The following is a 13,298-nucleotide window of genomic DNA, read 5'->3' on the forward strand; positions in this document are numbered from 1 at the left end:
TCTGGGGCGGAGCCCCAGAAGGAACAGCGCGTCAGCAAACCAGGGGTCTGGGGCGGAGCCCCAGAAGGGAGAGGCATCCGTGACCGCCTATCCGGCCTGGACGCCGGCACCCCGGCCCGGGATCATCCCGCTCCACCCGCTCACGTTCGGAACGATCCTCGGTCGCTCCTTCGCCGCCCTGCGGCAGAACCCCCGTGTCCTGCTCGGCTTCGCGCTCTGCGTGCAGGCCGCGGCATATCTTCTCGTGCTGCTGGGCGTCGGCGCAGTGGCCCTCGCGTCCTTCACCCGGCTGGACACCCTCCGCGAGGGAACCGACGAATTCGAGGCGGTGATGGCCGGCTCGATCGCCCTGACCGCGATCACGGCGTTCGTGCTCGGGCTCGCCGCCGGGGCCCTCGGCGTCATCGTGCAGGGTGTCGTGGTGAGCGAGGTCGCGCATGCCGCCGTCGCCGAGAAGCTGACGCTCCGGGCCCTGTGGCAGCGGGTCAAGCCGGTCGCGTGGCGCCTGATCGGCTATTCGCTGCTGCTCGCATTCGCGGTGCTCCTGCTGATCTCGGCAGTCGCGGCGGCCATCGTCGCGATCGGGTTCGCGGCGCTGCCGGTGGCGGTGGGGCTGACGATCCTGGTCGTCCTCGCGGCGGTCCCGCTGAGCCTGTGGCTGTCGACGAAGCTGCTGCTGGCCCCGGCGAGCATCATCCTCGAGCACGCGACGATCGGCGGCGCGATCGCGCGATCGTGGACGCTCATCCGCGGGCGATTCTGGCCCGCGCTCGGCATCATCGTGATCATCTCGCTGGTCTTCGGCACGATCGCGCAGGTGATCGGCATCCCCTTCTCGTTCCTGACCACCGGGCTGACGACGATCCTCACGCCGACCGGCGATCCGGGCCCGGCCGCGATCGTCGCGATCATCGTCGGCGTGGTGCTGACCCAGGTGGTGACGCTGCTCATCCAGTCGGTCGCGGTCGTGGTGCAGGCCACTGCGACCTCGATCATCTACATCGACTGCCGTATGCGGCGCGAGGGCCTGGACATCGACCTGCTGGGCTATATCGAGCGACGCGACTCCGGCGCCGTCGAACTGCCCGACCCCTACCGCGCGAACGTCGGCCGGGTGATCGCGCCCCGTCCCACCTCCTATCCGGCATATCCCGCGCAGGCTTACCCGCAGCCGGCGACTCCGCCCTATCCCGCGTACACACCGCCTCCCCCGCCGGCCCCCGGCGCGCCGGCTCCTTCCGCGGCCGTCGCCGCCCCGGCGGAGCAGTCTTTCGCACCCACACGGTGGACCGCGCCCGGTGCGGCTGACGCGGAGATCGATCCCGAGTCGCCGTGGTCGTAGCCGACGCCGCCCGCCTGCTGGCCGCATCCGTTCCTCCGCTGACCCCGGACGGCGACGAGGCTCGCCGCTGGGCCGAGCGCGAACTCGCCGATCCGGTCTACGACGCCGCGCAGCCGACCGCGATCGACCGGATCGCGCGAGCGATCGGCGACTTCTTCGCGTCGCTCTTCTCGACCCGGCTCAGCGGCGACTGGGGGCCATGGGTGTCGATCGTCGCCGCGGTCGTCATCGCGGTCGTGATCGTCGCCGCCTTCCTGGTCTGGGGCGTTCCGCGCGCGAGCGGCCGCGCTCGCGCCACCCGCGAGCTGTTCGGAGCCGACGAGCAGCGCAGCGCCGCCGAACTGCGACGGGACGCGGAGACCCTCGCTGCGAAGAGCGAATGGGATGCCGCGATCGTGCTGCGCTTCCGCGCCCTGGCCCGCGGTCTCATCGAGCGGGGCGCGGTGGACACCCCGCCCGGCGCGACGGTGCACGCGTTCGCGCGGGCCGCGGCACGGGCCTTCCCGGCGCACGCCGGCGCTCTGGAGTCGGCCGCCGGGGCGTTCGACGACGTGCGCTATCTGCGCCGGCCCGGCACCGAGGAGCTGTACCGGCGGATCGCCGCCGTCGACGATCAGGTCAGCACCGCCCGGCCGGTGCTGACCGAACTGGCCGGGGCGACCTCGTGAGTGACATGCGATGACCCTGCCCGCCCGCACCTCTGTCGCCGACGCGCCCTCCGCGTCCGGACGCCGCCGGCGCATCACCGCCTGGGTGGTGATCGCGGCGGTCCTGGTCGGGGTCGGCATCGCGGGCTCTGCGCTGGCCGGCGTCGGGCAGTGGACCGAGCGCGACGTGCTCGACCCGGAGTCGGCCGGCCCGTCCGGGACGCGGGCGCTCGTGCAGATCCTGGGCGAGCACGGTGTCGAGGTCGTCGTCGCGCGTGATCGCGCGGCGGCCGCGGCCGCGCTGGCCCGGGGCGCCGCGACGCTCGCGGTCGCCGATGCCCCTTATCTGTCCGACGGCGGGCTGACCGCGGTGACGGATGCCGCAGCGGATGTCGTGCTGACCGATCCGCGTTCGCGCACCCTGCGGCTGCTCCTGCCCGGCTCCACCACGTACGGCGTCGGGCCAGGGAGCGTCGTCGAGCCCGGCTGCGACGTCGCCGACGCCGCGCGCGCAGGCGGGATCGCCCCCGGCGCGATCTACCGGCCGGGGGCACAGACGCTCGCCTGCTACCCCACCGCCGGGGGATTCGGCCTCCTGGTCGAGGAACGGGACGGCGGCCGGGTCGTCGCAGTCGACGGGCGCGCCGTGTTCACGAACGAGCACCTCGCCGAGGCCGGCAACGCCGCGCTCGCCGTCGCCCTCCTCGGCCGGCATCCGACCCTCGTCTGGTACATGCCCGGCATCGCCGACAGCGATCTCGCGTCGGGGGACCCGACACTCGGCGAGCTCACCCCGCCGTGGGTCAGCCCGGTCATCGTCCTGCTGCTGACCGCCGGGGTGGCTGCGGCGATCTGGCGCGGGCGCCGATTCGGCCCGCTCGTGGCCGAACGGCTGCCGGTCACGGTGCGTGCAGCCGAGACCACCGAGGGGCGCGCCCGCCTGTACGCGCATGCCCGGGACTGCGTGCACGCCGCCGATCAGCTGCGCATCGGAACTCTCGGCCGCCTGGGCCGACTGCTCGGCCTCGGCCCGTCCGCGTCCGCTGCCGAGATCGCGGATGCCGCAGCCGCACGCACCGGTTCGGACCGCGGCGCCGTCCGCGGCATCCTGATCGACGAGCTTCCCCGCACCGACGCCGACCTGGTCGCCCTCGACCGCCGGCTGCGAATTCTCGAGCAGGCCGTGCACACGGCCGTGCGTCCCGAAAGGAACACCCGATGACCGACCCGACCCCCGAAGAACCGGCCGCCGCGGCTGCTCCCCCGCTTCCCGCGGCGGGCACCGCCGACGACGCGGCGCTGCGCGAAGCGATGAACCGCGTGCGGATCGAGGTCGCCAAGGCGGTGATCGGCCAGGACGGAACCGTCACCGGCCTGCTCATCGCCCTGCTCTCGCGCGGCCACGTGCTGCTGGAAGGAGTCCCCGGGGTCGCCAAGACGCTGCTGGTGCGTGCCTTCAGCAGTGCGCTCGGGCTCGACACGAAGCGCATCCAGTTCACCCCCGATCTGATGCCCGGCGATGTGTCGGGCTCGCTCGTCTACGACGCCCGGGCCGGCGAGTTCGAGTTCCGCGAGGGACCCGTGTTCACCAACGTGGTGCTGGCGGACGAGATCAACCGCACGCCGCCCAAGACCCAGTCCTCGCTGCTGGAGGCGATGGAGGAGCGCCAGGTCTCCACCGACGGCGTCACGCGTCCGCTGCCCGACCCGTTCCTGGTCGCGGCCACGCAGAACCCGATCGAGCAGGAGGGCACCTACACGCTGCCCGAGGCGCAGCTGGACCGGTTCCTGCTCAAGCTCATCGTCGACATCCCGCAGCGCGAGGCCGAGCTCGCGGTGCTGCGCCGGCACGCCGAAGGCTTCGACCCGCGCAACCTCGCCGCCGCGGGCCTGCGCACAGTCGTGACCGCCGCCGAGATCCGCGCGGCGCAGCGCGCCGCCGCATCGGTCAGCGTCGCGGACGACGTCCTCGGCTACATCGTCGATCTCGCCCAGGCGACCCGTCGCAGTCCGTCCGTGCAGCTCGGCGTCAGTCCGCGCGCCACGACCGCCCTGCTGGCCGCCGCCAAGGCATGGGCCTGGCTCGGCGGCTATCCGGCGATCACTCCGGATCACGTGCAGACGATGCTGGTGCCGACCTGGCGCCACCGCATCCGCCTCCGGCCAGACGCGGAGCTCGAGGGGGTCTCGGTCGACGCCGTGCTCGGCTCGGTGCTGCAGCAGACCCGCGTGCCGATTTGACGCGATCCGGATCAATGCGAGCGAAGCCCGCGTTGATGCGGATCGGGTCAAGATCGAGTAGCGAGCGCCAGCGAGCGTATCGAGATCCGTAACCAGTCAGGAGCCCCTTGTTCGTCACCGGCCGTCTCCCGCTCCTCATCGCCGCCGGCGCGGTGCCCGTCGTGCTGCTGGCCAGTGCCGGGGTCGACGCATGGATCGCGGCGGCGGCGTGGATCGTGCTGTGCGCCGCGGTGGCGTTCGCGGATGCCGCTGCCGCGGCCGATCCGCGCCGCCTGCGCGTGCAGCGCCGCATCCCGCGACGGGCGCTCCTGGGCCAGAGGGTCGACACGGAGCTGTGGTTGCAGAACACCGGCGCGCGCCGCGTGCGCGGCCGGGTGCGCGACGCATGGCAGCCGACCGCCGGCGCCCCCATGGAGCGCCCCGCGATCGACATCCCGCCGGGCGAGCGTCGACGAGTGATCGTGCCGCTGCTCCCGCGCCGCCGCGGCGAACTGAGCTCGGAGTTCGTCGTCGCGCGTTCGGACGGTCCGCTGCGCATGGCCGGGCGGCAGGCGAAGATCCCGGCGCGCGGCACCCTTCGCGTGCTGCCGCCGTTCACCGCCCGCCGGCATCTGCCCTCGCGACTTGCCCGCCTGCGCGAACTGGACGGCAACACGAGCGTCCAGGTGCGAGGGCAGGGAACCGAGTTCGACAGTCTGCGCGAGTACGTCCGGGGCGACGACGTGCGCTCGATCGACTGGCGCGCGACCGCGCGGGCGGGCACCACGATGCTTCGCACCTGGCGACCCGAGCGCGATCGGCACGTCGTCATCGTCATCGACACCGGGCGCACGGCCGCCGCGCGCGTCGGAGACGGAGTGCGACTGGATGCCGCGATGGAGACCGCCCTGCTGCTGGCGGCACTCGCCACTCGCGCGGGCGATCACACGCACCTGCTCATGTTCGACCGGGTCACCCGCGCCCGGGTCACCCGCGTGGACGGGCCCGCCCTGCTCCCGGCGCTGGTGGATGCCATGGCACCCGTCGAGCCGCAGCTGATCGACACCGACTGGGATGCCGCATTCTCGCAGGTGCGCGCACTCACCTCCCGTCCGTCGCTGGTCGTCCTGCTCACCGCCCAGGACGCGCCCGAGGCCGCACGCGGCTTTCTCGGATCGCTGCCGGCCCTCGCCCGGCGCGCGCACGTGCTGGTCGGCACCGTCACCGTTCCCACGCCCTCCCCACCCGCCGCCGGCGCGTCGCGCGGAGCCTCCGGGCGCGCGGGCCCGGACCCGCTGCCCGACGGCCCGCGCGATGCCGCGGCGGTCTACCGTGCCGCGGCTGCAGAGCGCGGCCTTCGTGATGCCGCGACGGTCGCGTCCGCGATCGGACGCGCGGGGGCGGAGGCGATCGCCGATTCCCCCGAAGCTCTCCCGCCGCGCATCGCGGATCGCTACCTCCAGCTCAAGGCTGCCGGCCGGCTCTGAGCCGGTCCCCGACCGAACGGACCGCGTGAGCGCGCGAACATCGGCTCGCCCCAGTCCGGGCGAACCACATACGCGGTTCCTGATAAGTCGCTGACAATCGGCTACGCTCGCGACGAGGAAGGGAGTCCGCCATGTCCGAGAACTCCACGGGACCCAGCACAGCGACCAAGCTCGTCGCAGAGGCACTCGGTACGTTCCTGCTCGTGTTCGGCTCGATCGGCACCGCGCTGTTCGCCAGCGACTTCGGCACCGGCGCGAACGGCACCTCGCTCGGTGTGGGGTTCGTCGGCGTGGCGCTCGCGTTCGGCCTCACGCTCCTGGCCGGCATCTACACCTGGGGCCCGATCTCCGGTGGCCACTTCAACCCCGCGGTCACCGTCGGGCTCGCCGCAGCCGGCCGGTTCCCCTGGAGGGAGGCGCCGGGATACATCGTCGCGCAGGTCGCCGGCGGCGCGCTCGGCACGACGCTGATCGTCCTGATCGGACTGTTCGGCCCCACCGGCTGGCTGAGCACGGCACAGGACGGCGGCTTCGCGAGCAACGGATTCGGAGCGCAGTCCCCCGGCGGCTACGGTCTCGGTGCGGCGATCATCGCCGAGGTCCTGTTCACGGCGATCTTCCTGTTCGTCATCCTCGGCGTGACGCACGCCAAGCGCGGAACGGCCGGCTTCGCCGGTCTCGCGATCGGCCTGACGCTCACCGCGATCCATCTCGCCTCGATCCCGATCGACAACACATCGGTCAACCCGGCCCGCTCGATAGCCACGGCGATCTACGGCGGCGGCGACGCACTGGCCCAGCTGTGGGTGTTCCTGCTGTTCCCGCTGGTCGGGGGCCTTCTGGCCGGGTACGTGCACCGTGCGCTGTTCGAGCCCGGGGGCATCGCACCCGCTGCGGCCGAGGCACGCGTCAAGTAAGTAGCTGCGCAGGCGAAGAAGTAGCTGCGCAGGCGAAGAAGTAGCTGCGCAGGCGAAGAAGTAGCTGCGCAGGCGAAGAAGCGGCCCGCCCCCTCTTCCGGGGGCGGGCCGCTTCTTCGGGGACTCGACGGGCTCAGACCAGATCGAACCGGTCGAGTTCGGTCACTCTGCCCCAGGCCTTCACGAAATCGCGGACGAACTTCTCGGTCGCATCGTCGCTGGCGTACACCTCCGCGAGGGCGCGCAGCTCTGAGTTCGAGCCGAACAGCAGGTCGAAACGAGTGCCGATGCCGACACTTTCGCCGGACCCGTCCTTCGAGCCCTCGAACGCGTGCGAGGCCGGGTCGAGCGGCTTCCACGTCGTGCCGAGGTCAAGGAGATTCACGAAGAAGTCATTCGTGAGCACGCCTGGACGGTCGGTGAAGACACCCAGACTGGAGCCGTCCCAGTTCGCGCCGAGAACGCGCAGCCCTCCGACGAGCACCGTCATCTCGGGCGCGCTGAGCGTCAGCAGGTTCGCCTTGTCGACCAGCATGTACTCCGCCGGCAGTTCCGCCAGCGGTCCGTGGTAATTGCGAAAGCCGTCGGAGGCCGGCTCGAGATAACGGAACGAATCGGCGTCCGTCTGTTCTTCGGTGGCGTCGGTGCGACCCGGGTGGAAGTCCACCTCGACATCGACACCCGCGTCTGCCGCGGCCTTCTCGACGCCCGCATTGCCCGCGAGCACGATGAGGTCGGCAAGCGAGACGCGTTTGCCATCGGCGCGGTCTGCGTTGAACGCCGCCTGCACGCCCTCGAGCGTGCCGAGTACGGCGGCGAGCTGAGTCGGGTTGTTGACCTCCCAGTCCTTCTGCGGCGCGAGGCGAATACGGGCGCCGTTGACGCCGCCGCGCTTGTCGCTGCCGCGGAACGAGGATGCCGCGGCCCATGTCGTCGAGACGAGCTGGGCGACCGTCAGACCCGAATCGAGGATCTGCTTCTTCAGTTGCGCGGCGTCGGCGGCGTCGATGAGCTCGTGGTCGACCGAGGGAACCGGATCCTGCCAGATGAGCTGCTCTGCCGGGACTTCGGGACCCAGGTAGCGGGCGATCGGGCCCATGTCACGATGGGTGAGCTTGAACCACGCTCGCGCGAACGCGGCGGCGAACGCCTCGGGGTCCTTCGCGAACCGCTCCGAGATGGGTCCGTAGACGGGGTCGAATCGCAACGCGAGGTCGGTGGTGAGCATGCGAGGCTCGCGTGCCTTCGAAGGGTCGTGCGCCAGCGGCACCATGTCGGCACCGCCGCCGTTCACCGGACGCCACTGGTGGGCTCCGGCAGGGCTCTGGAAGAGCTCCCAGTCGTAGGCGAACAAGATGTGGAAGAACTCGTTGTCCCAGCGAGTGGGGTGATAGGTCCAGGTGACTTCGAGACCCGACGTGATCTGATCGTCGCCCTTGCCCGAGCCGTAGTTGTTCTTCCATCCGAGGCCCTGCATCTCCAGGCCCGCCGCTTCGGGGTTGTCCTCCAGGTACGAGTCAGGAGCCGCACCGTGGGTCTTGCCGAAGGTGTGACCGCCCGCGATCAACGCGACGGTCTCCTCGTCGTCCATCGCCATGCGCGCAAAGGTCTCACGAATGTCGTGCGCGGCCAGCAGCGGGTCGGGGTTGCCGTTCGGACCCTGCGGGTTGACATAGATGAGGCCCATCTGCACTGCCGCGAGCGGCCCTTCCAGCTTGCGACCGGGCGCGTAGCGCTCGTCGCCGAGCCATGTGGTCTCCGGCCCCCAGTACACGTCGTCGTCGGGCTCCCACGCGTCCACGCGGCCACCTGCGAATCCGAACGTCTCGAAGCCCATCGACTCGAGGGCGACGTTGCCCGCGAGGATCATCAGATCGGCCCACGAGATCGACTGCCCGTACTTCTTCTTCACGGGCCAGAGGATGCGGCGCGCCTTGTCGAGACCGACGTTGTCAGGCCAGCTGTTCAGCGGCGCGAAGCGCTGTTGCCCGGTGCCGGCGCCACCGCGGCCGTCCGTGATGCGATAGGTGCCGGCGCCGTGCCATGCCATGCGAATGATCAGCGGACCGTAGTTCCCGAAGTCGGCCGGCCACCACTCCTGTGAAGTCGTGAGGGTCACTCTGATGTCGTTCTTGACTGCGGCGAGGTCGAGGCTCTCGAACGCGGCGCGATAGTCGAAGTCCGCGCCGAGCGGGTTGGCCACCGCAGGGTTTTTGGCGAGGATCTTCAAGTTGAGCTGGTTCGGCCACCACACACGGTTCGCCGAGCCCGCCGTGGGGTGCGGCTGGGACGTGTGCACCACCGGGCAGCCACCTGCGTCCTGCGGAGCGTCGGTGACCGTCACATCCTGGGCGACGGTGGTCTCTCCGCCGATTCCCGCTGCGGTCTCATCGTGATCGGTCATTGGTTTTCCTTCCTGGATGAACGGGCAGTTGTCACGCAAGGGCGGAGCCGGCGCAGGTTGCGCACTGGCCCCAGAATGTGACCTCGGCGACGTCGACGACGTAGCCGAGGCTGTCGGATGGCACGAGGCAGGGACGGTCGTCGGCGACGCAGTCGACGTCCTCGACGGCCCCGCACGACCGGCAGATGAGGTGGTGATGGTTGTCGCTCACCCGGAGTTCGAACAGGCCGGGGTGGCCGGCGGGCTCGATACGGCGGACCAGTCCCGCCTCGACGAAGACGGCGAGCGCGTTGTACACCGACTGCAGACTGGTCTGCGGAAGATGTTCGACGACACGCTGGAAGATCTCGTCGGCGCTGGCGTGAGGTCGCTCGTCGAGGGCGATCACGACCGCCCGCCGCGAATCGGTCACGCGCAGTCCTGCCGAACGGATCGCCTCCCCGGCATCGGCGATCGGGGAATGCGCGGGCATGTGGTCATCCTATCCTTGTTTTGAATGACTCAAAAGTCCGCGATGTCGATCATGGCGAGCTGACCGCGCTTCAGCCGGCGACGAGCGTCGGGGTGCCGGCCTCATACTCGGTGAGGTCCCCGGTCTCGCCCCGCCGGTGCGCCCGGCCGCCGACCACGACCATGTAGAACACGAATGCCGCCAGGGCGAGGGCACCGATGCCGATCTTCACCGGCCACGGCCAGGGCTGCGCGGTGACGAACCCCTCGATCGCCCCCGAGATCGCGAGAGCGATGATGAGCCCGACGGCGATCGTCGCGAGGCTCCGACCGGCTGCGGCCAGCGCCTCGCCCCGGGTGCGTCGGCCGGGTGCGACCCACGCCCAGAAGATGTGCAGACCCGCCGCGGCCGCGACGAAGATGCACGTGAGCTCCAGCATCCCGTGCGGAAGGATGAACAGCAGGAACACATCGCCGCGGCCGAAGGCGAGCATGACCGCAGCCGCAGTGCCGACGCCGATGGCGTTCTGCACGAGCACCATCAGCGGCCACACTCCGGATATGCCGAACAGCACGCACTGCGCGGCGATCCAGGCGTTGTTCGTCCACACGGTGCCGGCGAAGACCGCCGCCGGGTTCTCGCTGTAGTAGTCGGTGAAGCTGTTCTCGGCGTAGTACTCCAGCTGCGCGCGCGGGCCGAGCGAGGCGACGAGGGCGGGATCGCCTGACACCCAGAACGCGACGACCGCCACGACCGCGATGAAGGCGACCGCGATCACCAGCGTCGTCCATCGCACGCGATACAGCGCGGCCGGCAGCTGCAGGGCGAAAAAGCGCGGAATCTGCCGGGCGACGTTCTCGGGGGCTCCGGTCAGGCGCAGGCGCGCGCGGGCCAGCATCGTCGAGACGTGGTCGCCGTGCACGGTGCGGCCGGCGGAGGTCTTGATGTCGGCCAGGTCGGCGGATGCCGCGCGGTAGCGCGTGACCAGTTCGTCGACCTCCGCCCCGGTCAGCCGGCGCGTGCGGCTGAGCTCATCCAGACGTGCCCACTCCTCGCGTCGCGCGGTGGAGAGGGCGTCGAGGTCCATTTGGTTAACTGTACGCATGCCCGCTCAGGACCCCGCCGTCGCTCCCAGCCGGGTGATCGTCGCTCCCAGCCGGGTGATCGACGCTCCCAGCCGGGTGATCGACCTCGCGCAGGACGAGATCCTCACCGGCGAAGCGGTCGCCCTCGATGTGCAGCCGGTCGGATTCTTCCTCCGGGGACTGGGCACGCTGATCGACGTCGTGGTCGGCCTGCTGGTGTTCGTCCTGTTCGCGCTGGTGACGTCGTGGCTGATCGGCCAGAGCGTCGTGGACGTCGTGGCGCTTCCGATCCTGACCGTCACGGTCCTGGTCACCGTGACGGTCGTGATGCCGACCGCCGTCGAGACCATGACCCGCGGGCGAAGTCTGGGCAAGCTCGCGGTCGGCGGCCGGATCGTACGTGCGGACGGCGGTGCCTCAGGGTTCCGTCAGGCGTTCATCCGCGCTCTGGTCGGGGTGCTGGAGATCTGGCTGACGGTCGGAGCGGTCGCCGCCCTCGTGGGCGCGTTCACCCCTCGCGCCCAGCGGCTCGGCGACCTCATGGCCGGAACCTACTCGGAGCGCACTCGCACGCCGCGGCTTCCCCCGCCGGCTGCCGCGGTTGCGCCGGATCTCGCCGCCTGGGCCGCGGTCGCCGACGTCGCGCGACTGCCCGACCGTCTTTCGCGACGCATCGCGCAGTTCGTGCAGAACGCCGACGCCATGCAGCCGCCCGCGCGCACGCGCCTGGCGGCATCCCTCGCGCAGGACACCGCCGTGCACGTGTCGCCGGTGCCCGCTGTCGACGGCGAGACGTTCCTTCGGGCGGTGGTGGCGGTGCGGCGCGATCGCGAGCTGCGCGCGCTGCGGCTCGAGGATCAGCGCGTCGCCGCGCTCACCGCCACGGCATCCAGCGTCCCCCGCGGCTTTCCCTCCCGCTGACCCGCTCGCCCGGGGATCAGTACCGGTAGTGATCCAGCTTGTAGGGCCCGTCGACCGGAACGCCGATGTACGAGGCCTGGTCGGGCGTGAGCTGGGTGAGCTCCACCCCGAGTGCGCCGAGGTGCAGTCGCGCGACCTTCTCATCCAGCGCCTTGGGCAGCGTGTAGACGCCGATCGGGTACGCCTCGATGTTCGTGTACAGCTCGAGCTGCGCCAGTACCTGGTTCGTGAACGACGCGCTCATGACGAACGACGGGTGCCCGGTGGCGTTGCCCAGGTTCATCAGGCGCCCCTCGCTGAGGACGAGCACGCTCCGACCGTTCGGCAGGCGCCACTCGTGCACCTGCGGCTTGATCTCGACCGCTTCGGCCCCGGCCAGGCTCTCCAGGCCCGCCATGTCGATCTCATTGTCGAAGTGACCGACGTTGGCGACGATCGCGAGGTGCTTGAGCGCCTGCAGGTGCTCGACCGTGACCACGTTCTTGTTCCCGGTGCCGGTCACCACGATGTCGATGTCACCGATCACGTCGTCCAGCCGTGCGACCTGGAAGCCGTCCATCGCTGCCTGAAGCGCGCAGATCGGGTCGATCTCGCCCACGATCACGCGCGCGCCCTGCCCGCGCAGCGCCTCGGCCGCGCCCTTGCCGACATCGCCGTACCCGACGACGAACACGACCTTGCCGCCCATCAGCACGTCGGTCGCCCGGTTGAGCCCGTCAGGCAGCGAATGGCGAATGCCGTACTTGTTGTCGAACTTCGACTTGGTGACCGAGTCGTTGACGTTGATCCCGGGGAACAGCAGGTCGCCCGCCGCGGCGAGCTCGTAGAGCCGGTGCACACCCGTGGTGGTCTCCTCGGTGACGCCGATCAGCTCGCGGCTCATCCGCGTCCACCGCTGCGGGTCGGCATCCAGGCTCGCGCGCAGCGTGTCCAGGACGACGTGGTACTCGTGAGGGTCGTCGGGCGCGGCATCCGGCACGGATCCTGCGCGCTCGAACTCGACGCCCTTGTGCACGAGCATCGTCGCGTCGCCGCCGTCGTCGAGGATGAGGTTGGGACCGTCGAAGCCCTCGGCGCTCCAGTCGAAGATGCGGTCGGTGCAGGCCCAGTACTCCTCGAGGCTCTCGCCCTTCCACGCGAACACCGGCACGCCGGCCGGGGCGTCGACGGATCCGCCCGGCCCGACGGCGACGGCGGCCGCCGCCTCGTCCTGGGTCGAGAAGATGTTGCAGCTGGCCCAGCGCACCTGCGCGCCGAGCGCGACGAGCGTCTCGATCAGCACGGCGGTCTGCACGGTCATGTGCAGCGAGCCGGCGATGCGCGCTCCGGCGAGCGGCTGCTGGGGTCCGAACTCCTGGCGCAGCGCCATCAGGCCCGGCATCTCATTCTCTGCCAAGCGGATCTGGTGGCGTCCGGCCTCGGCGAGGGCGAGATCGGCGATGCGGAACTCGAGAACGCGGTGCACGGCGATGGGGGCGCTCAGGTCTGTGCTCATCCGCCCATTCTCCCAGACGAGGAGGCCGTCGCCCTACACGCCGTCCGGATCGCGCTAGCGCTGGGCGATCGTCTCGTGACGGACCACGACCCACCCGCGGGGCATCGACAGCCGATCGGTGTGGATGGCGCACAGATCGTGTGCGTGCGGGTCGCCGCCGGGTCCGAGCGGGCCGAGCACGGCCATCTGGTCGGGGTAGTCGTATGTGAGGGTGGAGACGGCTTCACGGGCACATCCCACTTTCGAGCAGAGTCTCTCGCGCATCGGGTCAACGCTATCCAGCATCGGCACCGGAGGCCGGGTGCCGCGCCGCCGTCAGCCCGAAGCCC

General features: G+C 70.8%; 12 protein-coding genes. 7 read left to right on the forward strand and 5 right to left on the reverse strand.

Features of this window, described 5'->3' with window-relative positions; all coding sequences use genetic code 11:
- The first annotated feature begins 79 nt into the window (after window positions 1-79).
- The 6 genes from QZV84_RS01985 (at window position 80) to aqpZ (ending at window position 6,613) form a co-directional block, all read left to right on the forward strand.
- Window positions 80-1,342: a glycerophosphoryl diester phosphodiesterase membrane domain-containing protein gene (locus QZV84_RS01985; protein ID WP_292824541.1), complete on the forward strand. Its 1,263-nt coding sequence runs from the start codon at window positions 80-82 to the stop codon at window positions 1,340-1,342.
- On the forward strand, window positions 1,333-2,010 hold the full coding sequence (locus QZV84_RS01990) for a DUF4129 domain-containing protein (protein WP_292824544.1): 678 nt from the start codon (window positions 1,333-1,335) through the stop codon (window positions 2,008-2,010). The genes QZV84_RS01985 and QZV84_RS01990 overlap by 10 nt, the downstream gene beginning before the upstream one ends.
- A 10-nt stretch (window positions 2,011-2,020) precedes the next feature.
- A complete protein-coding gene (locus QZV84_RS01995; RefSeq protein WP_292824547.1) occupies window positions 2,021-3,211 on the forward strand; it encodes a DUF4350 domain-containing protein in 1,191 nt (396 codons plus the stop codon).
- A gap of 89 nt (window positions 3,212-3,300) precedes the next feature.
- On the forward strand, window positions 3,301-4,230 hold the full coding sequence (locus QZV84_RS02000; RefSeq protein WP_292824596.1) for an AAA family ATPase: 930 nt from the start codon (window positions 3,301-3,303) through the stop codon (window positions 4,228-4,230).
- Between the two features lie 107 nt (window positions 4,231-4,337).
- Entirely contained in the window at window positions 4,338-5,696 is a 1,359-nt protein-coding gene (locus QZV84_RS02005; protein WP_292824550.1) for a DUF58 domain-containing protein, read from the forward strand.
- Between the two features lie 131 nt (window positions 5,697-5,827).
- Window positions 5,828-6,613 (forward strand): aquaporin Z, encoded by a 786-nt coding sequence (gene aqpZ / locus QZV84_RS02010; protein ID WP_292824553.1) that lies wholly within the window; start codon window positions 5,828-5,830, stop codon window positions 6,611-6,613.
- Between the two features lie 133 nt (window positions 6,614-6,746).
- On the opposite strand, the gene katG is transcribed toward aqpZ, so the two are convergent.
- From katG to QZV84_RS02025, 3 genes are all read right to left on the reverse strand, one after another.
- The gene (katG, locus tag QZV84_RS02015) at window positions 6,747-9,017 is read right to left on the reverse strand and encodes a catalase/peroxidase HPI (RefSeq protein ID WP_292824556.1); all 2,271 of its coding nucleotides are present in this window, start codon (window positions 9,015-9,017) and stop codon (window positions 6,747-6,749) included.
- 31 nt (window positions 9,018-9,048) lie between these two features.
- On the reverse strand, window positions 9,049-9,489 hold the full coding sequence (locus tag QZV84_RS02020; protein ID WP_292824559.1) for a Fur family transcriptional regulator: 441 nt from the start codon (window positions 9,487-9,489) through the stop codon (window positions 9,049-9,051).
- Between the two features lie 70 nt (window positions 9,490-9,559).
- Window positions 9,560-10,555, reverse strand: coding sequence for a stage II sporulation protein M (locus QZV84_RS02025; protein ID WP_292824562.1), 996 nt, complete (start codon window positions 10,553-10,555; stop codon window positions 9,560-9,562).
- Between the two features lie 16 nt (window positions 10,556-10,571).
- Between QZV84_RS02025 and QZV84_RS02030 the strand changes: the two genes are divergently transcribed.
- Window positions 10,572-11,474, forward strand: coding sequence for an RDD family protein (locus tag QZV84_RS02030; protein WP_292824565.1), 903 nt, complete (start codon window positions 10,572-10,574; stop codon window positions 11,472-11,474).
- Window positions 11,475-11,490: 16 nt separating this feature from the next.
- Here QZV84_RS02030 and ahcY read toward each other — a convergent pair whose 3' ends face one another.
- Both ahcY and QZV84_RS02040 read right to left on the reverse strand, forming a co-directional pair.
- A complete protein-coding gene (gene ahcY, locus QZV84_RS02035) occupies window positions 11,491-12,969 on the reverse strand; it encodes an adenosylhomocysteinase (protein WP_292824568.1) in 1,479 nt (492 codons plus the stop codon).
- 54 nt (window positions 12,970-13,023) lie between these two features.
- The gene (locus QZV84_RS02040) at window positions 13,024-13,233 is read right to left on the reverse strand and encodes a DUF3499 family protein (protein WP_292824571.1); all 210 of its coding nucleotides are present in this window, start codon (window positions 13,231-13,233) and stop codon (window positions 13,024-13,026) included.
- Between the last annotated feature and the right edge of the window lie 65 nt (window positions 13,234-13,298).

Origin of the sequence: Microbacterium sp. (genome assembly GCF_011620715.1) — a bacterium.
GTDB lineage: Bacteria > Actinomycetota > Actinomycetes > Actinomycetales > Microbacteriaceae > Microbacterium.

Excerpts from the sequence above, each read along its gene's own strand:
- QZV84_RS02000 (WP_292824596.1), top strand. The coding sequence starts at position 3,301 with ATGAACCGCGTGCGGATCGAGGTCGCCAAGGCGGTGATCGGCCAGGAC.
- QZV84_RS02025 (WP_292824562.1), bottom strand. The coding sequence starts at position 10,555 with ATGGACCTCGACGCCCTCTCCACCGCGCGACGCGAGGAGTGGGCACGT.
- aqpZ (WP_292824553.1), top strand. The coding sequence starts at position 5,828 with ATGTCCGAGAACTCCACGGGACCCAGCACAGCGACCAAGCTCGTCGCA.
- QZV84_RS01995 (WP_292824547.1), top strand. The coding sequence starts at position 2,021 with ATGACCCTGCCCGCCCGCACCTCTGTCGCCGACGCGCCCTCCGCGTCC.
- ahcY (WP_292824568.1), bottom strand. The coding sequence starts at position 12,969 with ATGAGCACAGACCTGAGCGCCCCCATCGCCGTGCACCGCGTTCTCGAG.
- QZV84_RS02030 (WP_292824565.1), top strand. The coding sequence starts at position 10,572 with ATGCCCGCTCAGGACCCCGCCGTCGCTCCCAGCCGGGTGATCGTCGCT.
- QZV84_RS02020 (WP_292824559.1), bottom strand. The coding sequence starts at position 9,489 with ATGCCCGCGCATTCCCCGATCGCCGATGCCGGGGAGGCGATCCGTTCG.
- QZV84_RS02040 (WP_292824571.1), bottom strand. The coding sequence starts at position 13,233 with ATGCGCGAGAGACTCTGCTCGAAAGTGGGATGTGCCCGTGAAGCCGTC.
- katG (WP_292824556.1), bottom strand. The coding sequence starts at position 9,017 with ATGACCGATCACGATGAGACCGCAGCGGGAATCGGCGGAGAGACCACC.